Consider the following 23269-nt stretch of genomic DNA (forward strand, 5'->3'; position numbering starts at 1 on the left):
AATACGAAATTATTTCAGAAAAATAAGAATCGAGCCGATAAGCCTCTCAGAAATCCACTGAGCTTTGCTCGGTTTCATTTTGCGAGGACAGATTATGCGACGGCCATGGCTCATTGTTGGGCTGGTTATCATCTTGAATGCTTGCTCGAACGCCACGTTCAAAGGGGTGAAGGGCGACTCTTCGCGTGATGAGACACCTCCTGTCAATAATGAGGAGGCCAACCCCATTCCGCCTACGGACAAGCCGAATACCCCTGATCCGAATACGGATGATCCCAATACTCAAAATCCGGGTCCAGAGCCTGGCCCCTGTGATCCGCTGACGCTTCTGGATCTCGATAGTCTTTATCAATTAAAGGATGACGTCTGCAATCCGGACGATCCGGAAGATGATGATGACGACGAGGATCCGGATGACGATCCGGACGATGATCCCGAAGATGATCCGGATGACGACCCGGAAGATGATCCGGATGATGATCCAGGACAAAACGAACCGGGTCAGAACTCTTGAAAAAAAGCAGGCTTAGTGCCCAGCACGCTCAGTTCCCGGCGACGGGCTGAGCGTCCATTGTTTGGTGCCGACTTCAAACCGACGCGCTTCCGCGTGATCATGAAAATTCAAAACGAAAACTTCAGCCTGATCCCAAAGACGTCGTATCAAAGGCGCTGGCGCGTCGGGCCGCATATGCGGATTGCGAACATCCACCAGCACGTGAATGGGTTCAAAATGTAAATAACCGCGCAGATGAGAACTTCGAATAAAATCAAAAATCTGCTGAATATCCGCCTGAGCTGTAATCTCCACAACAATCCGTTGAATGCTCTCGTCCCGCAAGAGACCAAGCAGCACTTCAAAAAACGTATAGGCCATCTCGCAGCATACGCAGGCATTCAGGAGGCGCTCCACCCGGGCTGGGACCGTGCGGGGAAAATCCAGCTTTCTGTCGCCCTCTTCACACAGGATCACACCGAGCTTTTCACCTGACCAGGCATGATCCATCTGATGCTGAAGAAAAGTGGTTTTCCCAGAGCCATAAAGACCGCCAATAATATGGAGCGGAACCGGTGTTGCGCGTGGCGTTGGTAATTCCATCATAAAGCTTATCTTTCCCGGAAAAGGACAAAACCTACGCATCGCAGGCTGTTCCGCATCATTCCACAAAGCCGGATCCATGGCAAGCGCGCGGCTCCATTCCATCGTCAATTTTTGACAGTTCTTATCAGTTTTTGATGGCATTTTCTGACAGGCATTTGCATTTGATGCACCGTGTCCGGCTCTGATATTCTCGAGTGTACATCACGAATGAATTTTTTCCTCGCGCACGCAAAAACCTGCCCGATGATGCCATCTGGAGCAGGAAAGGACCAAGGATTGAACATCAGGATGCACTCACTTGAGCTGACATGGGAACGTGTCGCGCAGAGACTTTTTGTCAATCATAGAATCATGGCGTTAAACCTGGTTTCGTTTCTCGCCATTGCTTTCTTTTCAGGCACGATCCTGACGGCAGCGTTTTTGTTTCTCTATATCGCGGTCAACTATTCGATGACGGTTGGACTTGCGAAAGCACGTCAGACGTCGCGTCGGAAACAGATTTACTGCGCCTGCCTTGGCGTGAATATCGGCTGCTTTTTCTTTCTGCAGCATAAGGGATTCATTGGTGTTCTGGATTCCAAAAATGCCAGCGCACCCTCGACCGTGCCTCTGCTCATGGGTTATGCGTTCTATGCCCTGCAGGCCGTGGCCATTCAAGGAGCCGTCTTCCGGCGGGTGATCTTTGATCTGGACTTCCAACGCTATGCCCTGGCTGTGAGTTTCTGTGGAGCATTTCTCGCCGGGCCGGTTTTCAATCAGGAGCAGCTGAAGAAGTTCAAAGACCTGGAGGTGGCGCTACCCACACCGACCCGTATTTATAAATATCTGCATGTGCTGATCGGGGCTTTCGCGTTTAAATATGTCTTTGCCAATTGGTTGAGCCAATGGGTGACCACCCAGGAAGCTTTGAGTCCTCTGCTTATTGCGCGTACCGTTCTCTGCTTTGAGCTGCAGGTTTACTTCGATTTCGCAGGATACAGCCTTCTATCCTTTTTCCTCTGCCGCATCTTCGGCATTCCGATCTATCATAATTTTCAGCACCCGTTTGCCGCACAAAACATTCCAGAATTCTGGCGACGCTGGCACGTGGGGCTCGGCACCTTCTTCAAGGAAAATGTCTTTCTGCCCCTGCGAGCGGTGTATCCGCAGCGTCTGGCCACTCGCGTGATACTCCCGATGACGGTCTTTCTGCTCTCGGCTCTCTGGCACGGACCAACGCGCAACTTTATTCTCTGGGGCCTTTTGCATGGCGGGGCGTTTGTCGTTTCCGTGGCGATCCTGAAACGCTGGAACCGAATGGCTGCCGTCCGCCTGGGTGCGAAGATTTCCGTTTTTATCGTTCTGTTTTATGGACGCCTGCTTTTTATGGAAAGTGACTTTGATCTGCTGATGGAGAAGTTCCGAGGCCTCGGCAGGTTCCAGAAGATGGGGCGGGACCTTTGGGCGATCCTTTCAGCGCATACGCAGCTTTCCCAGGCTTTCCTGCAACATTGGGATGGCTTTGTGGTGGGCGGCGCGATGGTTCTGATCCTCGCCTATGAAGTTTTCTTTATCAAACACGACGACAGGCGTTGCTATCGTTATTTAAGACCAGGGATCTGGGCTTTTATCGTGCTCCTCTTTACCCTGCTCTTCTTTCAACCTGCGAATCATGCCGGATTTGTTTATGGCCGTTAGAAAACAGTCACTTTGCTTTCTCAGTATCCTGGGCTTTGCCGCCCTCTACGTTGGATTTGGCTTTCTCTTTGCCCTGGATAAGCGCGATACCAGCAATGTGCTCCATGAAATTTTTCGGGAAAAAGCCCTGGCTGCCAACCGGGCCGTCGGGAAGAAGCGTATCCTGCTGACCGGTGGTTCCAATGTCGTCTGGGGTTTTCGCTCCCAGCTCATTGAAGATGCGACCGGCATCCCCACTTTCAACTTGGCCTTGATTCATGAAGCGTATGATCCCAAAGCGATGCGTGCCCTTACACAGAGTGTTGTGCGTAAGGGGGATGTGGTGGTCTACTCGTCCATATCATTTTTGAACTCCCGTGGCACCGATCCCAACGCTGCCCAGGAGCTTTTGCAGGTGGCCGGCCTGGATCATGAAACCAGGGGCCCCTTTCAAAGACTGAAAAGGACCCTGTGCCACCACTGGTCACCTTATCCGCAGAGAAGCGCTATCATTGCCTCTCTGCCTACGCTCTACCGGCGTTATATTCAGCAGGAGCGCAGCATACACGCCCAGGGATTGAACGCCAAAGGTGATGTGGCCAGCTGCCATAAGCAGGCTGCCGCAGGTGCAGCTGGATATGTGGATCCTCCCGACCGCGCCAGTCTTTTTAACGAGCTGCAGGAGTTTCAAAACGCATTGCGGGCGGAAGGCGCGTCGCTGGTGCTCCAGCTTCCCCCGACTCTGATCGTGCCGGATCAGAAGCAGCTGTGGCTGGATGCCTATATACCGTTTCTGGCCGCCATGCGCGAACAATTTGCAGTGGCGACGCAGGATATGGAGCATGTGGTTTCAACCGAAGAGCCGCGCTTCTGTGATTCCGGCTTCCACCTCGGCAACGAGGAGGCGGAGAATCGCAGCCGCGCCTTGGCCGCTTTTCTCAATAGCCGTCAGTTAAACTTTTGATTCAGGACGCCAGGGACTTGACGAAAGGTTCAGCAGGCTCACTCAAAACCTCGGCAGCCTCACCCGAGGCAAAGATTCCACGATAAAACGCATCCGCTTCGGCATCGTTACGGATCGCACCCATTCCGGGCCCGAGTTTATGTTTCTTAAAGAGCTTCTGGTAGCGCGGGTCAAGACTCTCATAGAGGCGAGACTGCACGGTGATCATATGCCCCGCGCGTTCCGCGGGCCACTGTTTCCTCAGACTCTCATAACGCGTGGCCAGGACGATGCTGTGGCCGAACAGTTCATAGGATCGAATCCCTGAAACCGTAAAAAATCCCTGAATCGGCCCTCGGGCAAGCCCAAGGGAACAGTAGGTTCGTTCCGCGGATACCGTGCTGGAAAATTCCTGATCGAAGGCATCCAGGAAACCGAAGGCAAGCTGCATCGCCACGTCGTGAGAAGCCCGGCCATGCGGAGTGGCAAAAGGAAAGCCCACCGCACAGAGAAAGCCATCCCCCATCTCCTTGATCCGAAAGCCCGAGGCACTCAAAGTTTCACCCTGATAGTCACGGCTCATCAGATGATCACAGCGATCGAAGAAGCGCCGAAGAAAGTTCGAGAGATTTTCTATCTGCGAGCTGGTGCTGGCGATAATATCCAGACAGATCACTACCGCCTCGCCTGCGGCATGTGGCATCGTCGTTTCCAGAATTTCCCCCTGCTTCATCTGATCCATCTGATGGGGATAGACCATCTTAGCCAGCTGGGAAAAGGCGTGACGGCGCCTCTGGGTTTCGCGCAAGCGTCCCAGGCGCATTTTGTGTGCCAAAGCATACGAAATAATGATGGCCTCAAAGCTGGCTCCGACGAAGTTCAGACTGACGATCCAGGGTTCATCCGGAACAAGGCCCTGCAGATGCAGGACCTGCATGGCGTTTCCAACGATGAGCATCGACCAGGCAAGAATATAATAATAGGCCAGAGGATGCCGCCGTCGCACGGCGCTGATCGCAGCCACGACGCCGATACAGGAGCAGATGAACGACAAACTTTGGGTCAAGGTGGCCGCCAACGGAATCTCATTCCATAAGGTGACGACCATGGTCACACACAGCATCCCAATAAAGAACCGGATCAATTTACGGAACCAGTCCTTCCTTTCATGAAAATCCAGGAAATAGTAAATGAAGAGCGTGGTAAATATCAGGGCCAGGTCGATGGTGATAATCCCAAGCTGATTCAGTGCCGGACCAATATCCTGCAGGATGAGTTGCTTGGACAGCCCGACGACATAGAGCTGAGCCATGGCGTAGAGGTTCAGATAAAGGAAATAGAAGACATGCGTGATCTCGCGTGTGACAAAATAGATGACCAGATTGTAAAACGACAGCGCGAAGCAGATCGCAAAGAAGCCGCCGAACAGCAGAAGTTCGGGAATGATACGGCTGTAAAAATATTCCGGATGATAGAGGCGCCAGTCCAGGGCAAAGACATCGCGGGACTTTTGGCGAAGGACCAGCGTATTCACCCCCGGATTCAAACGAAAATCAAAGATCGGCAGACGATAATCCACGGCCCATTCCCGAAAGGGAATATCGAGTCCAAGAGCCCGGTGATAGACAAGCTGTCCGCCGATAATCTGGTAAAGTTCGATGCGACTGGTGATCGCCAGCCCATGCTCCAGAAAAACCCGCTCCACCCCCGCACTGCGGTTCTCGACGGTGATCACACTCCAGCATTCCTCATCCCCGATGATTCCACGGCTATGGCGGGTTGTGGGCTTGAGTTCGGACGCACGGCTTAGGACAGTGGACCAGTCCAAAGTCTCGCGCGTGCAGAGAGTGTGGAAGACTTCGTTCGCCACCATCTCATGGCGCCCGGGCTCATAGACCCAGGACGCGGCCGCATGAGTGGACCACGATCCCAGGAGGAGGATGATGATGAAAAATCCTGACAGCAACGCCCGATCCTTTGCCCTGACGGTAAAACCCGCCGTCTCTCCTTGTCGGTGAGAGTTTATCCGGATCGAGAGGCAACTCCTGCCGGGCCCCTGGCAAGAAACGCGGACCTTTTTAAAAGGCCGCCCAAAAACTTGCGGGTCGCCGCCGTTCCACCAGTTCATCTCCGACACGGGCGATACGAAGCAGATCCGCCTCCGCCCACCAGCGCCCCGCAAACTGTATCCCGACCGGCAGCCCCTGCGTCGTGTAACCGGCGGGAAAGCTGATGGCCGGATGTCCCGTCAGGTTAAAGAGCTGCGCAAATCGCATCAGACGACCCATCAAAACCGTGTCGAGGACATCCCGATAGGCATTGTGACCTTGAATGAGTGGCGCGGGCGTGGCACAGGTCGGGGACACAATGAAATCCACGCGTCGGAAAATGTCATCGAGCCGTCGCATCGAACGATGCCTGACCCGCTGGGCTTGAAGATAATCCGTAGAGGAAAGTTCGGATCCGAGAGCCAAGGCAAACCGGGTGGTCGGCGCGAGTTCATTTCGATGCCGGGCCATATAAGGTTTCATGTAGCTGTACATTTCCGCCGCGATCGTGATGAAGTGAGCCACACGCGCCTCTTCAAGTTCCGGCAATTCTATGGGGACCACATTCAAACCGCGATTTTGCAAAGCGACCAAAAGATTATGACAGAGCCCCACGACCTCGGGATCCGCATGCTCAAACCAGGAGTCATAAACCCCGACAGTCAGATCCGAAAGATCCTTCAGCTGCGAGAGGCCGCGCAGGGATGGGGGCGGCTGCAGCTGCGTCCTGCCATCCAGAGGATCGGCTCCAGCCATGATCTGATAGGCGAGCGCACAGTCCACCGCCCGCCTTGCGATCGGCCCGGCCTGGCAAACCGAGACGGCGGTTGGAAACATTCCATGCGAGGACAGTCGGGAAAAGCTGGGCTTGAGTCCCACCGTTCCACACAGCGAGGAAGGAATGCGAATGCTGCCGCCTCCGTCCGTTCCAATGGCCATGGGCACCAGACCAGCAGCCACGGCGGCAGCGGATCCACTGCTCGAGCCTCCGGTATGCCGCTTGCGATCATAGGGATTGCGCGCGACACCATAATGCGGATTGGCTCCGGTGACACCGATGCCAATCTCATGCATGTTGGTCAGCCCTACGATGAGCGCTCCTGCCTTGCGTAGACGCATGACGATGGTCGCTTCCGCATGATCCCGGGGCACCTGCAAAAAGGAGGTTCCGGCCTGGGAACTCAGATGTTTGACAAATATTTCTGATTTCACAGCAATCGGGATGCCATCGAGCGGCGAAAGAGGCTGCCCTTCCTGATAGCGTTTGCTGCTCGCGGCGGCGTCACGCATCAGACAGTCCTCATGAACGGCAATGATTGCCTTGAGCGGTTCGGGCTCCTCATTGCTCTCGCGAATTTGCCGCAAGACCGTCTGGGCCACATCCAATGGGGTCAGCTTGCGCGCCTCATAACGCTTGATGTAAGTCTGGAATTCCGAATCAGCGAAAGGTGCATCCATTCGCTCATCCTTCCACTGCTCCTGTTTTTGAATTTCAAATTCCGCCTGCGCGGGGGTTGGCTGCGGCAAAAGACTGGGCGCCTCGGCCAGGGTCAGAGCATGCAGCACATCCATGTTATTGACGTTCAGCAGGGATTTGCGGGCCAGACGACTGCTCTCGAGCAGTTTGATAAAGGCCATCAGCTGAGGTCCTGCCAAAGCCGGGGACGGGACCTCCGTGATTGCATAGTGGGATGAGGGTGCACGACGATCCTTCGATTTCAGCATGTCGCGATCCTTTCGATTGTTGCGCCTCAGGCCTGGGGGACCAGAGCCGGATAGGTCAGCATGAGAATATGAAAGAGGTTCAACAAAAAGTGGGTGATAATGCTGGCTTCAATTCTTCGCGTGACGTGATACATCCAGCCGTAACCCAGTCCAGCCACGCTTGCAAGAACAACATACGGAAGTCCCCCTCCCAGATGCGCCACCCCAAAGGCTAGCGACGCAAACAGGAGAGCCATCACCTGACCATAGCGCAGGTCCTGCCACAGCTCGGCCAGGTACTTCTGCAGAAAACCGCGAAAAAATCCTTCCTCGGCCACACAGACAAAGAGCAGATTGGTCCAGGCCCAGAGAGGCAGAATTTCGGGAATTTTCGGATCAAAACTTACGAACTGAAACATGAGGGAAAGAACAGCGACAGCTGCAATCACCAACGGCGCTCGTGACAGGGTGGATTTCAGCATTTGAACCCAGCCGGCCCGGGTTCGGATTCGTTCATGCAGTTCACCCAGAATCACAATACCAACGAGTGTCTTGTCAAAATTCAGATAAAGCGTAAAGGGAATTCCATCCTGACTGACCAGCGCCCCATCGATCACTTTCCAATTATGAAAGCCGGGAAAAAGATGAGCCCCGAGTCCGACGCCGCAGACCAAAAGGACTCCCGATGACAGTCCACGCAGCCAGGGTCTCCCGGCACGGTTCAGAATCCGGGCGCTTCCATACAGGAGAACCAGAGGCCCAAGAGCCATCGACGTAAGACGCCCGGCGGCATAACCCAGAATGATGGAAATGATCAGGGGAAAGGTCCAGAAAGGGACACGGCGCTTGGAAGGAAACCAAAGGGCGAGGACAGTCAGATAGAGAAAAGCGTAAGCGAGCGCAGACGTTCCGTCGGTGTTCAGCATATGACGTTCCCAGGCTTTTTGCGTAAAAGTCCGAACCATTGATAGACGCAAAAGCCGCAGAACTCAAGTCGTTTTCATCTCAGGTCGCTGGCACAGAGCAGGTCGGCGACCAGCACCTGGCGCTCCACAAAACGTTGCAGACTTTTGGCCTGCATCCGGAGACTCTTGCCACGCTGCTTATCCTGTTCCATGGCACGGAGCAGCACGCGAACAGATTCCCGCCGTCCTCCCAGGCTCGTCAGAACCTGATTCTGCACGGCCGGATCGCATTCATAAAGAAGAAGAGCCACCTGCTGATCCTCGCAGGTCTCGAGCGCGGCCTGAAGGTTGGGGTCCTGGCGTTCCACCAGACGGCTAAAGGTCGCCTGGCGGTGCTGGCATTCACCCAGAACCAGCATCATGAGGTCACTGTTCAAGGCCGTATCCAGGGTGAGGTCGGCAAAATAGCTGTCGACCACCTGCAGAGCTTCACGATCCGGATATAACTGATCGCGCAACTGATCGGCATCAACCTGGAGCGTGGCCCGCACGCGGCGGATCAACAGATCGAGAGTCATCGGTTCCTTCGTTCCGGATTGAAACCAGCCGGGGTGCAAATCCTGGCGTCCCCGGAGCCAGCCGGCCCGTTCCTTATCGAGCAGCTCGGCCAGGGCCCGGCGCCGCGGTCGTGTCAGCTGCTGGGCCACCCGCTGCCATTCGCGTTTGGTCATCAGATGCATGAAAAGAGGCGCCGCTGCCAGCTGACTGCACTGCCCGAGTTCACGCGCCAGATCCAAAAGAATGCGAAGCGCCGCGCGCTGGGTATCCCGGGCCGGGGACGCGGCCTGGACCTTATCGGTCAGTTGCAGGAGTTGCTCCGTATTCAGAAAACTCAGCATGGATTCCTGGGTGCTCTCATCCAGCCAGCCCAAAAAGTGAACGAGTCCTTCACGATCCTTTTCCCAATAACAGAGCACACGCCGTCCCGCGCGCTCGCGATCCAGCTGGAAAAGAAGACGCCAGACCTCGCCACCCCGTTCCCCAAAATCCCGTATCACACGTGGTGCAACGAGTATGGCAAACGCGGTCTGATTCCTGACTTCGGTCGGAGGGTTGGCCACCGCCTGCTTTTTGCGAGGACGGAACATTTGCTGAAAGAGTTCGGCGATGAAAAGACCACCGGCACAGATCAAAAGTATGGCAAAGATCAGGTTGCCCACTCGCCATAGGGACGAGCGCAGCTGCGGCTCCGGCGCGGGCAGCAGGGGCGGATGGAAGCTGCGCCTCGAGGCGACCGGCGGGGCCAAAGCCAGGGAGGACCCCTGGGCCGCCGGCTGCTCGGGTAGTTTTTTGACCCGGCGGAATTCCAGTTTTTGACGCGGACCTTCCACCTTGAGGTAATTTTCCAGAAGGCCTTCGACGCGCTTGCGTATATCAGCTGACAGGGCCGCATCGAAGCGCACGACAAACTTCACCGCACCCATATCCGGATGCTGCATCAACTCCCGTGTGGACGCCATGCGGAGGTCGGCATCCTGCAAAGGTTTGACTTCACGCCAGCCCATGCGCCAGAGAAGTTTATTCCATCGAAAATACAAGGCATCGGCCATGAACGAATGGCCGCAAGTGCTTTGCACCTGAACCTGGGGCGCAGGATCGGGCAGATGCATCCGGCCATAGGCTTCCACGCGCCGCTGCAGTTCGTCCTGCCAGTCCTGGCAGCCGCTGATGTTCAGACGCATCCAGGCCATCTCACCGAATCCGAGACCAAGGATTAGCATGGTGACCATGAGGATATAGGCTGGTGTTTTTCGCATAGCTCGCTGCCCCCGGCGCCCATCGGCAAAAGCGGTTTCCCTTCCATCATATTGCTGCTATAGGAAGGATCAAAAGGGCAGAACTTGCCCAGGCAGGAGTGCACCCATGATCGAACATATCGTTCTTTTTCGATTTAAACCGGAAACCACAGCTTTTACCAGGCAGAAGATTGTTACAGAACTCATGGCTCTCAAGGGCAAGGTGCCGAGCATCCTCGACATCAGCGCCGGCTCCAATTTTGCCGACCGAAACCAGGGATTCGAATACGGTTTGGTCGTGCGTTTTGCCGATCGCCAAGGCCTTGAAAGCTACCAGGTCCATCCCGATCATCAGCATATCGTGCATGAACTCATCCGCCCGGCGCTTGCTGATATTCTGGCCGTTGATTACGAGTTTCCACAACAGGGCTGACTCAAGTTGTCGCGCGGAATACCGATCCCTGGATCAAGCAGCCCTTTGCACCAGGAGATCGGCCTTGTCCGGCAAGAATAAAATACTGAAGCCTGGCGAATTACTGTTCAAAGTCGGAGAGCAGTCCGACGGAATGTATTTGATCCGCAAGGGTCAGATCCTCGTCTATCTCGACAAGGGCGGCACCGAAATTCCTTTGGCCACCATTGGGGCTGGATCCATGCTGGGTGAGATGGCTTTGTTTGATAAAAAGCCACGCTCCGCCTCGGCTCGCGCCGTGGATGAAGTGGAAGTCACCAAGATTTCCAACGATGAATTCAACAAGATCATGACGCAGATTCCCAAGTGGTTCGTCACGCTGATGGCGACCCTTTCGTCCCGTCTGCGCGATACCAACGAACGTCTGCAGGACATCGAAGCCAAATACAAGGGCAACCTCAATCCTATCGAAGAGATGATCAAGACGATTCACGTCCTGCATCTGCTCTACTACAAGCTGGGCGTGAAAGAAGTGAAGAGCTGGGGCCTTGAGCGCGAGGCGGCGGAAGCGGAAGTTTCGCAAATCCTGAACAAGGAAAGGGCCAAGGTCACGCCGGTGATTGACGCCATCGTTTCGGGAGGACTGGTGACCATCACCAAGAACTCCTATAAAAAGGATATGCTCACCATTCATAACCGTGGGGATCTGGAGCGTTTCATCGACTTCTCCAGCCGCATTCGCAAGAAAAATCCCGCCATGAAATTCCTGCCCCAGGAATTCGTGGATATACTCGACCTGCTCTGCCGTCAGGCCAAGGCCACGGCCTATGATACCTTTTCCATCGACCTGAAGAATTTGGAAGAAGAAGGTCGCAAGAAGGGCTTTGTCGTCGACAAGTGGTCGGAGTTTGCTCCGCTGCTCGAAAACGTCGATGAAGCGATCATCGTGGCCAAAACCCGGGACATCAACTTCAAAGTGCAAAAGAAGATGGTGGAGGTCGTCCTCCAGCATGCCCGTATCCTGCGCGCCATTTCCCGTTCGGAAGAGAAAAAGCAGGGCGGGAAGGCCGCCTAACCCTTGCCCGTCCTGTGCGAGCTTGCTAACCTAAAGCCTTTATCCCTGGGCAGAGGTTGGACATGCAGCAATTCACAGGTATTCTGGGCCTTATCCTTATCATCGCAATCTGCTGGCTTCTTTCCGAGAATCGGCGCCGCATAGCCTGGCGAACCGTGATTCTGGGCGTGGTTCTGCAATTTCTTTTTGCCTTTCTTCTGCTCGGCATCCCGGTCCTGGGCCTGCATAGTCCAGCCTACGTGCTCTTTGAAGCCGCCAACAATGCCATCGTTGCCGTCGTCGGTTACTCGGATCAGGGAGCGGCCTTCCTCTTCGGAGATCTTGGCAGCACCGACAAGTATGGCTTCATCTTTGCCTTTCGGGTCCTGCCGACCATCCTCTTCTTTTCCGCGCTGATGGGCGTGCTGTATCACCTCGGCATCATGCAGCGGGTGGTCTATGGGATCGCCGTGGTCATGCATAGGACATTGAAGGTCAGCGGCGCGGAAGCCCTCGCGGCCTCCGCGGAAATTTTTCTGGGCCAGACCGAATCGCCCCTGATGATCCGCCCCTATCTGGACAAGCTCACCCGTTCCGAACTTCTGGCCCTGATGACCGGTGGTATGGCCACAGTTGCCGGTGCTGTGCTGGCAGCGTATGTCGGACTTCTGGCTCCCTTCATCCCCAATATTGCCGGCCATCTTCTGGCCGCCAGCATCATGGCCGCTCCGGCCGCCCTGGTCCTTTCCAAACTCCTGGTGCCGGAAACGGAGGTTCCGGAGACGATGGGCCGGGTTGCTCTGCACACCGAGAAAACCGCGGTGAACGTCATTGATGCCGCGGCTCATGGAGCCAGTGAAGGCACCAAACTCGCATTAAATGTCGGCGGCATGCTGATCGCCTTTGTGTCTCTGGTGGCTCTGTTCAATGGGCTCTTCAGCTGGCTGGGCTCTGTGGTGGGATTGGAAGCCTGGCTCGGCCATCCTCTGACGTTTGAATGGCTGCTCGGCTGGGTCTTTGCCCCTCTCGCCTGGGTGATCGGCATTCCCGCCCACGAAACCCTCGCCGTGGGTCAGCTCCTTGGAAAAAAACTGGTGCTGAATGAATTCGTCGCCTACCTCGACCTCGCAAAAATGGGAACGGAACTGTCCGACCGTTCGCGCCTGATCATCTCCTACGCGCTCTGCGGTTTTGCCAATTTCAGTTCGATCGCCATTCAACTGGGAGGAACCGGCAGCCTGGTTCCGGAAAGACGGGGAGACATCGCTCGTTTTGGAATGAAGGCGCTCCTTGGTGGAACGCTGGCCACATGTATGACCGCTGCGATCGTGGGACTTTTGATCTGACAGCGGTCATCCGGTTTTCAGTCAGCCTTCAAGGCCTTTTTCAAAAGGGCCTGGCTGGTTTTACTGCGGAGGCTCACATATTGAGAGATAAAGACCTGCTCACCTTCGGCGGTCTCGCCGAAGCCGCCGCCCGAGGTCACACCCGCCAGACGTCCCTCGATAAAGAGGGGACCACCCGAATCACCGGAACCACTCAACGCATAGCGGCCCGCTTCCACCTCACTGGCGGCCTCGGGCAGACCCAGGAATTGAATCATCCCGTCGTCCGTGACATTGCCGACCGTGTTGGTACCCTTGCGTTTTTTGCCGGAGCCTGAACCGGAAAGCTGACCGTAGGAATCGACATAATTACGGTTGTTGCCATAGCCGACGATGGTGAGTTCATCGTCAACCTTGGGATCGCTCACCGCGAGTTCACTGGTGCCGGGAGCTGTATCAGCGGGAAAATTGATCACCGAAACATCCAAGGGTCCCACGCCGTCATTGATGTCATAGCTCGCATCACGGAACCAGCGCTGGGCCTTGGCCACAGCCCGCAGCTGCAGACGGCCGGCCACGATTTTTTGCTCGATCAGATAAACAGCCGGATTGCGTTCACTGGTTCCTTCGACGCAGTGTCCCGCCGAAACAGCCTGAGAATCATTGACAAAGGTCGCCGTGCAGTTGGCGAGACCTTCCGGGGTCTGCGCGACAATAAAGACCACAGAGGGAAATTCCGACTCCGGGATTTCAATCCCGTTTGTCACTTTCACGCCACTCGCTTCCTTTGCGGTGGAACCACAGCCGATCAGACCCAAAGCCATACCCGCCGCAGCGGCGAAGCGAACCCAATGTGTGTGCGATGCAAGCGTCATGTGAACTCCCGTCCTGTGTATTTTGCGAAACGCAATATAGCGAGCCACTGACTGACTGGCCAGAACAAATTTAACTTTTTTCATTTCCCTCTGAAAGTCTTGATATGTCGGAGTTTGATGCCGCACCGCAGACCCTTGATTTTTACTCAAGCGTCTGAATGCATCATCTAAAATTGCGAGGATCCTGCTGCGGAGGCCACCCACAGCTGGGTACTTTGAAGCACAGCCTGACCGCGGCTCAGCCGCCCGGCGCCAACAAAAAACTCAAGGGTTTCGCGTCTTTGAGCGTGGATCCCTGTTTGCAATGGAAAAAATCAGGCTGTCCAAGCCTCATGCACCCAAGGGAGATACCTCATGAGCCACAAGATTTTTACCTGGACCCTCGGTCTTCTCGTTTCCTCTCCCGCTCTTGCTCTCGGATCACAGTCCATCAGTCTCCGTGATTGCGGCGGTTATGCCAAGGTCCATCGCAACGAGCACCAGACTCTCATCAAGTTTGAAAATGTGAAGGAATGCAGCAATCTTTCCGTCAACGGCCGGCGCCTGAAGATGCATCAGCATCATCGTCACTATTCCTATGTCTATACTTGGAAACCGACTCATCATCACGATCACCTGACTCTGCGGGTGCATTCCAATTCCTCGCGCACTGAGGATGTGATTCGTCTGCAGGCGGATCATATCCATGGTCACAAACATCGACCGCATTGGGATCGTCCTGTCACATGGCAACCGCATCGTCCGGCTCCCGTCGTCACCGTGCGCAACGATGATTTGCTTTATCTGGATGAAGCGCGTAACACCGCACATCTGCCCTCCTGTGGCGGCCGCGTGCGGGTGGACCTGGACCATCAAAAGCTGATCGTGCGACTCGAAGGCCCCAATACCTGCGATCGTGTGCGTCTGACCGTCTTCAATCAACAGCCCCTCATCATGGAAAGCGTTCGGCGCTTTGATCATGGACGCCAGGTCTGGACCTTCCATCTCCCCGCGCGGTCCGTGCGTCCCGGGCGCAATAGTCTGACGCTCGCGGTCCAGGACAGCCATCGCGATCGCAGCGACCTGGTACGCTATTACTTTTCGGATCAACGCTGGTTTTTCGCGAGTGGCGGCCGCTAAACCCCTGCGCAATTGACTTACGCAGGCCTCACTAACACAAAAAACCAGCCGTCAAACTGGAAAAGCTCTTGGCAGATGGCCTCTATGGTTGAATACTGGGACGTACCCCGGAACGGCCCATCGTTCAGCCCTTTTGCGGGGTCCTTTTGAATTTTGCTAAGAGATGTACCATGTTTAAAACCAATGCAACGTGTCTTCTGCTCGCAGCTCTCTTGAACCCAGGCTGCGCAACGCTGGTCATTAGCCTCGCGCCATCCGACTGTGATGTCCCCGCTGCGGTGGTTCCGGATGGCCAGATTCCTGGTCCTGCCGCCATTGCCAAGGATGCCTTCTGTACGAGGCAGATGATGGATCTCCATGCCCCGAAGGGCGCGGTTTCCATCTTTGGCAGCGCCCGCACACCCGAGGATCAAACCAGCTATCAGATCACCCGCGAGTTCGCCTTCAAATGGACTCAAAAGTATGGTCAGGACTATCCCATCCTCACCGGCGGCGGCCGCGGCATCATGGAAGCAGGCAATCGGGGAGCCTTTGAAGCCAAGGGCAAGAGCCTGAGTATCGGCACCTGGTTTACGGGTGGTCTGGAACGTCCCAACAACTACACGACTCATGGTTACATGGCTGCAAGCTTTTCGCAGCGGGAAACCGATCTGATTGATTACGCAGCGGCTGTCGTCGTGGCCCCAGGCGGTTTTGGAACCGAATGGGAAATTTTCGAAACGCTCTCCAAGATTCAAACCAAAAAGAAGAATCCCGCGCCGGTTGTCTTCCTCGGTGGAAAGAAAACCTGGGACACTCTTCTGCGCCGTGTGGAAGCCATGAAAGCCATGGGCACCATCAGCCCTGAAGACGACGAGTTATTCTATGTGGCTGAAAGCACCGATGCGGCTGTGTCGTATATTGAAAGAGCGTTGAAGGTCAAACGCTGATTGTGGGTTCAAAAGGGGGAACAGGTCATGGGCAGTCGAGTCGCAACAGGAGCCGCGGTCAAGGATCAGGCCACGATCGATGAGCAGTATCGATACTGGCGGGTGCGGGTCATGTACGGAATGATGGGCGGTTATGCGCTCTACTATTTCGTGCGTAAGAACATCTCCATCGCCAGCAAGGCCATCACCGATGAATTTCAATTTACCAATACCGAATGGGGCATCGTTCTCAGCGTTGCCACCGTCGTGTATGCGTTCTCGAAATTTTTCAGTGGTGTCCTCGCTGATCGGGTGAATCCCAAGTACATGATGAGCATTGGCCTCCTGGCCTCGGCGCTTGTCAATATCATGTTTGGCTTGGGTGAGAGTTTGATCTTTTTCATCGCCTTCTGGGCCCTCAACAACCTCTTTCAAGGGGCGGGCATGCCGCCCTGTTCCAAACTTTTGACCAGCTGGTTTGCGCCCAGGGAAATCGGCTCCGCCTGGGGCCTCTGGAATGCCTCGCACCAGATCGGGGGCGCGGTGATCATGGTCTGGGCCGGTTACCTCGTGGCTCACAACGGGTGGCGCGCGGCTTTTTGGATCCCGGGCATACTCTGTGTGGTCGGGGCTTTCTGGCTTTTCAATCGTCTGACCAATACGCCTGAGTCCATGGGTCTGCCGCCGGTGGAAGTCTACAAAGGCGAAGCGGTTGCAGCGAAAAAGGATGAGGCTCCTTTCAGGGAAATTTTTGGCAAGTATATCCTGCGCAACAAGTGGGTGTGGATTGTCAGCATTGCCAACTTTTTCGTCTATATCGTGCGCATCGGCATCATGGACTGGGCCCCGAAATATCTGCAGGAAGCCAAGGGTTTTGATATCAAGCAGGCGAGCTATGCGCTCTCCGGTTTTGAAATCGCTGGAATCTTCGGTGCGTTTGCATCGGGCTGGATTTCCGACAAGATCTTCAAGGGTCGACGCGGACCCGTCTCGGTTTATTTCATGCTGCTTCTGATCGCGAGCGTAGGCATTCTCTTTTTCGTTCCATCGGGTCAGCTGGGGTTGATGTCCGCAATTTTCTGCGCGGTAGGCTTTCTGGTGTATGGGCCCCAGTTGCTTGTCGCGGTGGCTGCGGCGGATTTCGCGACCAAGCAGGCGGCCTCCAGCGCTGTGGGTCTAACCGGACTTACGGGTTACATGGGGGCCTCAGTCTGTGGCGTCGTCACGGGGATGCTGGTCGATGCCTATGGCTGGGATGCAGCCATATTCTTTTATCTGCTGTCGGCGATAGCCGGTTGCCTGCTCCTGGCGATGACCTGGTTCAAGAGCGCGCATAATGCCACTCCGGATTCAGTGAAGCGCTAAGCCTCCGGCATTCTCAAGGCCCGGCACGGGCCTTTTGAAGCCGGTGGGCAGGGCCTTCCCTTCGATCAGCTTCAGGATCAGTTTGATCATTCCCGTCATCGAATCACACTGCAAAAATCCCCTGTTTTCATAATAGTCCGCGAGCTGCGATCGCAGGGCGACGATATGATCGTGCGGGGCCAGCGTGCTGCCTTCCAGAGCATCAAAGAGCCCGGCGAGCCGCAGGACCTCCGATCGGGTTCGGCGAAAGAACTGAGCCCGTTCCTCCTGCTGGTACTGGTGGACGGATTCGATCGGCAGATGGTCGACGACGAGTTTCACATAAGGGAAATTCTGTTTGAAAAATTGAGGCAGATAGACCTTGAGCGAGGGTTCGAAAGATTGCTGATCAAAGTCGATGGAACGGATGCGATAGTAGTTCTGTTCAAAGTCCATCGTAATATCGATCACGAAATTGGAAGCATGCATATCCCCAAGCAGTCGCAACACGCAGCGCTCGTTGAATTTGACAAATTCCTTGGCCACCCGCACCCGGCTCGGATCATCCTGCCCCAGTTTCTTTTCCAGGAACACGTCGCCTGGAATGCCATAAATATGCTCTTCGATCAAAGTGTCACCGGAATAGAGATAGGATATGCGATTCGGTGAAAGAAGATGCTCCAGCTCCAGGCCGAAGATCCGGGACATATCCGCTTTCTTGATATAGAAGTAGTCAAAGTTGTCATTGAGACGATTGATGACCCGTACCCGAAAGGGCGAAGTGTTGGCGTAAAGACAGAGGTCGATGCGATCGACCTCCAGATGCCGGACGTGAAGGCCACTGCCCGGGGCGCGCAAGTGCGAATAAATTTCGAGCAGGGCATCATGCAGCGGGCGGCGAACCGCAGGCGCGTAGCAGAGTGTCGACCAAAGCGTATCCTGCCCCTGCGCGTCATAGAGCGGCAGGGCCTCGACATAATCATGAAGTTCTTCATAACAGACTGGGAGCTTGATCCCCCGATCGTACTGCCGGAGGTAGCGGGCAAAAGGCAATGTGACTGAGTAGCTCAGCTTACGTTTCTCGATCAACTTCATGGACACCTCGAAACACGGAGTCTGCAGACGAATCTGCGCAGGAAAGCCTGCATTTGTCAAGCCCGATGCCAAACGGCCGGGTCTGACGCCGCAGGCTGGGTTCAAAATTGTGCTTTTGACTTTGACAGAACATCACCATGAGAAGAGACTGCAATTCCAGTCAAGTGACACCGTATTTTCTTCCAAAATTCACCTGTCGAACTTGAGCTAATGAATAGCGGTGGAGTTCCTGTATCACGCTCCCTACATCAGCTTAAAAGCCGCGGCGAAGGTTTTCCTGCAGTCGTTCAGGGACTGACAAGCCTACAGCACGGTACCATCATTATCCGCGAAACCATGCTGAGCCGACTTTTGGTGAGTAGAGTTTCGTACAGCCTGCGTAGGGAATGAGCGTTCACCCATTGCATAATGAATCGGCCACTGACCTTTAACCCCTGCCCCTCGTGCCTTTCACAAGGACACTCTCCTTTCCAATGGAGCGTTTTCTGTAGAACTTGCCGTGCACAAATCAACTGAAGCGCAGGTTTCCGCAATGCGATAAATATCTTTCTCAAAGAGAAGTCCTTGCGGGCAGTCTTTAATTTCTGTAGGAAAACCTGTGCCTGAGTTCTTGCCTAAGGAGGAGACTCTCCATGGAACAGGCCGCCCTAGAGCAAAATGTTTGCGCAGGCCATCTGGTTCATTTTTACAAGAAATCAGAATATCTGTCTGAATTTGTAGCTGAATACATTCACATGGGCCTGAGCAACGGTGATGGCATCATTATCGTGGTCACGCAGGATCGATGGCAGCTTCTCAAGACCGCCCTTCGGCAGAAGGTCCACGCCGTGGAGCAGCATCTGGCGGAACAGCGCCTGCTCTTTATCGATGCGCATCGAGCTCTCCAGAGAATCATGGTTGACGGTCGCCCGAGCAAGAAAGCGTTCATGGAGATCGTTGACGAAAGCCTGCACCACATGCAACGCTTTCCCAACATTAAAGTTTATGGAGAGCTGATTCATCTGCTCTGTGCTGATGGCAAAGTCGGCGAGGCGATCGAGCTGGAAAAGCACTGGACTGAAATCCTCCACAGCACACCGCGTCTGCGTCTGATGTGTGGTTATAAGGCCGAGCATGTGGCGGAAAGGACTCACTCCATAACTGAGGTTCACCCCCCAATGAAACCGGTGGAAAACATCACGCAGCAGGACGACGAAGAGGCCCTCTATCGGCGCATCGCGATTCTTGAACAGAGGTATGCGTCCTTAAAAAATAGCTACAAGGAAAAACTTCATATTGAAAATGAACTGACGGCCATCAAAAAGCAACTGGCCCAGACCGGCAAGCTGAGCATTCTGGGAGAACTTTGTGCGGGTATCGCCCATGAGTTAAACAACCCACTGGCCATCATTCTGGGAAGTATCAAGAATTCCCGTGATATGGTCGCGCGAGCCTCGGAACCGGTCAGCCCCACGCTGCAGGAGGTCCTTAAACGCCTCGAATATATCGATGACGCCACGACGCGAATGTCCAAGATCGTGCGCAACGTTCTCATGTTTGCGAGGCAGGAGGACCATTCCTTTGCCGCGCTCGATATTAAAGGCACGCTGCTGCAGGCTATCGAATTCATGCAGAACGGCCTGCGACTCGAAAGGATCCAACTCCAGGTTTTCCTGCCCAGCGATGATCTGCGATGTCTTGGAGATTACGAGGCCATCCTGCAGGCCTTCCTCAATATTCTATCCAATGCGCGGGATGCACTGGCTTCCACAGGGCCGGGCACGTCTCGCGTTCTTATCGTTTCGGCACAAAGGCTCGGGAATGAAAGGATTGAGATCACGTTCCGCGATAGCGGCATCGGCATGGATGAGCAGACACTTGGGAAAATCTTCTACCCATTTTTCACGACCAAGGCCATCGGCAAGGGCACTGGCCTCGGTCTGGCGATTTCCCACGGCATCATTACGAAACACAAGGGTCGGATCTTTTGCGAATCCAAGCCGGGTCAGGGCACGCTGGTGCGCGTGGTCCTGCCGCAGCTGGAGCAACAATCAGCAGCGCTTCTGGCCTGAATCGTTTAGAGCTGACGCGTGCTGATCACGGTATAACCGGCATCCTCTATTTCGGCTGCCAGAGTTTTGGGATCCTGCGTGCTCTCCACCTTCACCGTTTGATTCGGCAGGTCCGCGACCACTTTCGCAGCCTGGTCGAGTTTCGTGAGGGTTTTGGTAATGGTCTGAACGCAGTGATTGCAGGTCATGCCTTCGACTTTGAATTCATACATGGCAACAGCCTCCTGGTGATTCACAGCTTCAGTATCAACCCTTCCCGTGGTGGGAAGGTCAAGCAAAAATCCACCGGAATTAGCGAACCCAGTCGACCGAAAATTTGCGTCCTTTGATGCGTCCCTCCCGCAGGCGTTCCACCGCCACGCGGCCGATCGACTGAGCTACCGCAACATAGGCAATGCGGTCATGAATTTCAATCTTGCCGATATCACGGGCATCGAGTCCACCCGCTTCACCCGTCAGCGCGCCGAGGATATCACCAGGACGGAGCTTGTCCTTGCGTCCGCCACCGATCGACAGTGTGGTCATGGACGCGGCCTGGTAGAGGGCCTTCTCCTGCTGGGGCAGCTGGAGCTTTATGCGTTCCAGGGCTGAGCCGGTATAGTTTTCAATCGCTTCGACTTTCATGCGATCGCGGACCGAGGCCAGGGAAACCGCAAGGCCTTCCTTGCCGGCGCGTCCCGTGCGGCCGATGCGATGCACATAGGTATCCGCTTTCAGCGGCAGATCATAATTGATGACCAGGTCAAGATCGGCCACATCGATCCCACGCGCGGCGACATCGGTGGCCACGAGCACGCGAATGCTGCGATTGCGAAGTTTGGCCATGACCTTGTCGCGATCCATCTGCTCCAGATCACCATGGAGTCCGGCCGCGCTCACACCCCAGGTGCCGAGGGCCTTGGTGATGTCGGCCACGGCCGCCTTGTGATTGGAAAAGATGATGGCCGTTTCCGGGTGATACTGATCGAGCAGGCTATGCACGGCGGCCAGTTTATTTTCAGGACTGATTTCGACCAGCAGCTGCTGCACACTGGGAGCGGCGACCGCACCCTCGTCGATGGTGATGCGTTGCGCCTGTTTCTGATAGCGCGCGCTGATTCCCTCGATTCCGGCCGGAAAGGTGGCGGAAAACAGGATCGTCTGGCGATTCTTCGGAGCCGCCTCCAGAATCTGTTCCATTTCATCCGCAAAACCCATATCGAGCATGCGATCCGCTTCATCGAGGACGAGGAAGCGCAATGGGGAAAGATCGAGCGTGCCGCGATTCAAATGATCCAGCGTGCGACCGGGGGTGCCGACCACAACATGAACGCCGCTTTCCAGACTGTTCGCCTGGGGCCGCACGGGTTCTCCACCGGCGAGCACCAGCACCTGCAAACCGGGATGCTTCCGTCCCAGCCGGCGCATTTCCCGCGCAACCTGAGCGCAAAGCTCACGCGTAGGGCACAGGACCAGGGCCTGAACACGCCTGGACGACACCCGAATGCGATCCAGGATCGGCAGGGTAAAGGCAGCTGTTTTTCCGCTTCCCGTTTTGGATTGTCCGATCAGATCGTGCCCTTCGAGCAGGAGGGGAATGCTGCGGGCCTGAATCGGTGTCATGGATTGAAAGCCCAATTCCTGAACGACCGTGCGCAGCGCAGGGGATATCGCAAGTTGAGCAAAGGATGGGGCGGTTTCGGTCGCGCATGTTGGCATGGGTCTTCTCCGGAATTTTGGGACGGGGCACCATAACTTACCCACCGCAAAAGAGCCAGACAAGACTGGGGACCTGGTTGGGAATGCGGCCCGGGAACGGGCCGATGGCCGGACGCGGCCGGGGAAGTCGCTTAACGCGGCAGCTGACAGCCGGCCACGCTCAAATCGAGCTGGCCCTGATCATTGCGGCAGGAATAGAGCCACCAGGTTTGCTGCGCGTAGCTGTAGCCCTTCTGATAAATGATGGTCCCGTCCTTGCTCACTTCACAGGGATTGTTGACCTCACACTTGCGGCCCGAGGTATTGCCGGTGTTGTTCACCGCCACAACCGTCCGGGTGCCAGTGGCCACAACCGGAGCACCGGATGTGCCCCCAATCGTATTGCAGGACGCGGTATAACGGATCGCCTCCTGAAAACTCCACTTGCCCTCTTTCAGGGTATCGGCAATCGCGGCGACCGCACAGGAATAGCCCCTTCTCCAGTAGCCGGAGATCACTTCAATTTCATGACCCAAGGCCGGGGCCTCGCGACTCAGCGTCAGAGCCTCGACATTGAATTGGGTGCGAATGTCCTCATAGGTTTCCTTCACCTGATAAAGGCTCATATCGGTCTTGGTCATGGTCGCGTAAAGCAGTTTTTCCGCGCGCACCGTTCCGACTTTATTCGCCTGGCTTCCCAGTACATTGAAACTGCGGCTGTTGTTTTGATTCAGGACGACCTTGCCCGGATCGATCATGCCGGTGCAGTGACCGTTGCTGAGAACCAGCGCCTTGTCGGTATCCTGGCTATCATCAAAGCGCACCAGACTGCCCGAACAGTTGGATAAGGCGACAATCCCTTCGAAGTCGTAATCCGCGATCAGGTTTTCAGTGAAGTCAGGGGACTTGGGAATGGGGAGACCAAACTCCGGCATGATCTCGGCGTGCACACCTGTGGCCAGCATCAGCCCGCAGGAAATCGAAAGCAAATGGCGTTTCATAGCATCCTCTCAATGTAAGTACGGCTCTGCTTTATGGCTAAACATTCACCTGAAGGAAAGCAATACAGCTAAATTGAAAAGGCGCTCGATTGGGTGAGGGTGTGCAGATCTCAGATCAGAAAATTGGCCTGGCACGTCGGCTCATATGTTCCGCAAGGAACCATGCACCGACGGCCACAGCCGAACTCATCTTTGACTCCGGCCTGTTCATGTTCGGGCAGTTGACCGAAGTCTCCCGCCGTGACATGAACGTGGAC

General features: G+C 55.2%; 20 protein-coding genes. 10 read left to right on the forward strand and 10 right to left on the reverse strand.

The window, feature by feature from the left end:
* The first annotated feature begins 94 nt into the window (after positions 1-94).
* Complete coding sequence (locus OLTU_RS21705) at positions 95-514, forward strand: hypothetical protein (protein ID WP_141734846.1); 420 nt, start codon at positions 95-97, stop codon at positions 512-514.
* Between the two features lie 12 nt (positions 515-526).
* Here OLTU_RS21705 and OLTU_RS21710 read toward each other — a convergent pair whose 3' ends face one another.
* Positions 527-1099, reverse strand: a complete 573-nt coding sequence (locus OLTU_RS21710) for a GTP-binding protein (protein WP_176736838.1) — start codon at positions 1097-1099, stop codon at positions 527-529.
* A gap of 351 nt (positions 1100-1450) precedes the next feature.
* Here OLTU_RS21710 and OLTU_RS21715 point away from each other — a divergent pair, with 351 nt between their 5' ends.
* On the forward strand, positions 1451-2776 hold the full coding sequence (locus OLTU_RS21715) for an MBOAT family O-acyltransferase (protein WP_218110182.1): 1326 nt from the start codon (positions 1451-1453) through the stop codon (positions 2774-2776).
* Positions 2766-3719 (forward strand): hypothetical protein, encoded by a 954-nt coding sequence (locus OLTU_RS21720; protein ID WP_141734849.1) that lies wholly within the window; start codon positions 2766-2768, stop codon positions 3717-3719. The genes OLTU_RS21715 and OLTU_RS21720 overlap by 11 nt, the downstream gene beginning before the upstream one ends.
* Position 3720: 1 nt before the next feature.
* Here OLTU_RS21720 and OLTU_RS21725 read toward each other — a convergent pair whose 3' ends face one another.
* The 4 genes from OLTU_RS21725 to OLTU_RS21740 all read right to left on the reverse strand — a co-directional run bounded on the left by OLTU_RS21725 (position 3721) and on the right by OLTU_RS21740 (position 10172).
* Positions 3721-5664: a 7TMR-DISM family protein gene (locus tag OLTU_RS21725; protein WP_176736840.1), complete on the reverse strand. Its 1944-nt coding sequence runs from the start codon at positions 5662-5664 to the stop codon at positions 3721-3723.
* Positions 5665-5776: 112 nt separating this feature from the next.
* Positions 5777-7471, reverse strand: a complete 1695-nt coding sequence (locus OLTU_RS21730; RefSeq protein WP_141734851.1) for an amidase — start codon at positions 7469-7471, stop codon at positions 5777-5779.
* A gap of 26 nt (positions 7472-7497) precedes the next feature.
* A complete protein-coding gene (locus OLTU_RS21735) occupies positions 7498-8415 on the reverse strand; it encodes a CPBP family intramembrane glutamic endopeptidase (RefSeq protein WP_141734852.1) in 918 nt (305 codons plus the stop codon).
* Between the two features lie 35 nt (positions 8416-8450).
* Complete coding sequence (locus tag OLTU_RS21740) at positions 8451-10172, reverse strand: hypothetical protein (RefSeq protein ID WP_141734853.1); 1722 nt, start codon at positions 10170-10172, stop codon at positions 8451-8453.
* Between the two features lie 106 nt (positions 10173-10278).
* Between OLTU_RS21740 and OLTU_RS21745 the strand changes: the two genes are divergently transcribed.
* The 3 genes from OLTU_RS21745 (at position 10279) to OLTU_RS21755 (ending at position 12963) form a co-directional block, all read left to right on the forward strand.
* Positions 10279-10584: a Dabb family protein gene (locus tag OLTU_RS21745; RefSeq protein WP_141734854.1), complete on the forward strand. Its 306-nt coding sequence runs from the start codon at positions 10279-10281 to the stop codon at positions 10582-10584.
* A gap of 64 nt (positions 10585-10648) precedes the next feature.
* Entirely contained in the window at positions 10649-11638 is a 990-nt protein-coding gene (locus OLTU_RS21750; protein WP_176736842.1) for a Crp/Fnr family transcriptional regulator, read from the forward strand.
* A gap of 62 nt (positions 11639-11700) precedes the next feature.
* On the forward strand, positions 11701-12963 hold the full coding sequence (locus OLTU_RS21755) for a NupC/NupG family nucleoside CNT transporter (protein WP_141734856.1): 1263 nt from the start codon (positions 11701-11703) through the stop codon (positions 12961-12963).
* Positions 12964-12980: 17 nt separating this feature from the next.
* Here the strand turns inward: OLTU_RS21755 and OLTU_RS21760 are convergent, their stop codons facing one another.
* The gene (locus OLTU_RS21760) at positions 12981-13817 is read right to left on the reverse strand and encodes a trypsin-like serine protease (RefSeq protein ID WP_176736843.1); all 837 of its coding nucleotides are present in this window, start codon (positions 13815-13817) and stop codon (positions 12981-12983) included.
* A 354-nt stretch (positions 13818-14171) separates the two neighbouring features.
* Here OLTU_RS21760 and OLTU_RS21765 point away from each other — a divergent pair, with 354 nt between their 5' ends.
* From OLTU_RS21765 to OLTU_RS21775, 3 genes are all read left to right on the forward strand, one after another.
* Positions 14172-14936, forward strand: a complete 765-nt coding sequence (locus OLTU_RS21765; protein WP_141734858.1) for a hypothetical protein — start codon at positions 14172-14174, stop codon at positions 14934-14936.
* A 170-nt stretch (positions 14937-15106) separates the two neighbouring features.
* A complete protein-coding gene (locus OLTU_RS21770) occupies positions 15107-15865 on the forward strand; it encodes an LOG family protein (protein ID WP_141734859.1) in 759 nt (252 codons plus the stop codon).
* 27 nt (positions 15866-15892) lie between these two features.
* Positions 15893-17209 carry an MFS transporter gene (locus OLTU_RS21775; protein WP_141734860.1) on the forward strand — a complete coding sequence of 439 codons (1317 nt, stop codon included), beginning with the start codon at positions 15893-15895 and terminating at the stop codon, positions 17207-17209.
* Here OLTU_RS21775 and OLTU_RS21780 read toward each other — a convergent pair.
* Complete coding sequence (locus tag OLTU_RS21780; protein WP_176736844.1) at positions 17195-18283, reverse strand: hypothetical protein; 1089 nt, start codon at positions 18281-18283, stop codon at positions 17195-17197. The two genes, OLTU_RS21775 and OLTU_RS21780, sit on opposite strands and share 15 nt — an antisense overlap.
* Positions 18284-18915: 632 nt before the next feature.
* On the opposite strand from OLTU_RS21780, the gene OLTU_RS21785 reads away from it, so the two are divergent.
* A complete protein-coding gene (locus OLTU_RS21785) occupies positions 18916-20334 on the forward strand; it encodes an ATP-binding protein (protein WP_141734861.1) in 1419 nt (472 codons plus the stop codon).
* A gap of 5 nt (positions 20335-20339) precedes the next feature.
* Here OLTU_RS21785 and OLTU_RS21790 read toward each other — a convergent pair whose 3' ends face one another.
* The 3 genes from OLTU_RS21790 to OLTU_RS21800 form a co-directional block, all read right to left on the reverse strand.
* Positions 20340-20546, reverse strand: a complete 207-nt coding sequence (locus OLTU_RS21790; RefSeq protein ID WP_141734862.1) for a heavy-metal-associated domain-containing protein — start codon at positions 20544-20546, stop codon at positions 20340-20342.
* A 79-nt stretch (positions 20547-20625) separates the two neighbouring features.
* Positions 20626-22032, reverse strand: a complete 1407-nt coding sequence (gene dbpA / locus OLTU_RS21795) for an ATP-dependent RNA helicase DbpA (protein WP_141734863.1) — start codon at positions 22030-22032, stop codon at positions 20626-20628.
* Positions 22033-22163: 131 nt separating this feature from the next.
* Positions 22164-23012, reverse strand: coding sequence for a S1 family peptidase (locus OLTU_RS21800; RefSeq protein WP_141734864.1), 849 nt, complete (start codon positions 23010-23012; stop codon positions 22164-22166).
* Positions 23013-23269: the final 257 nt, after the last annotated feature.

This window comes from Oligoflexus tunisiensis (assembly GCF_001748245.1).
GTDB classification, from domain to species: Bacteria; Bdellovibrionota_B; Oligoflexia; order Oligoflexales; family Oligoflexaceae; genus Oligoflexus; species Oligoflexus tunisiensis.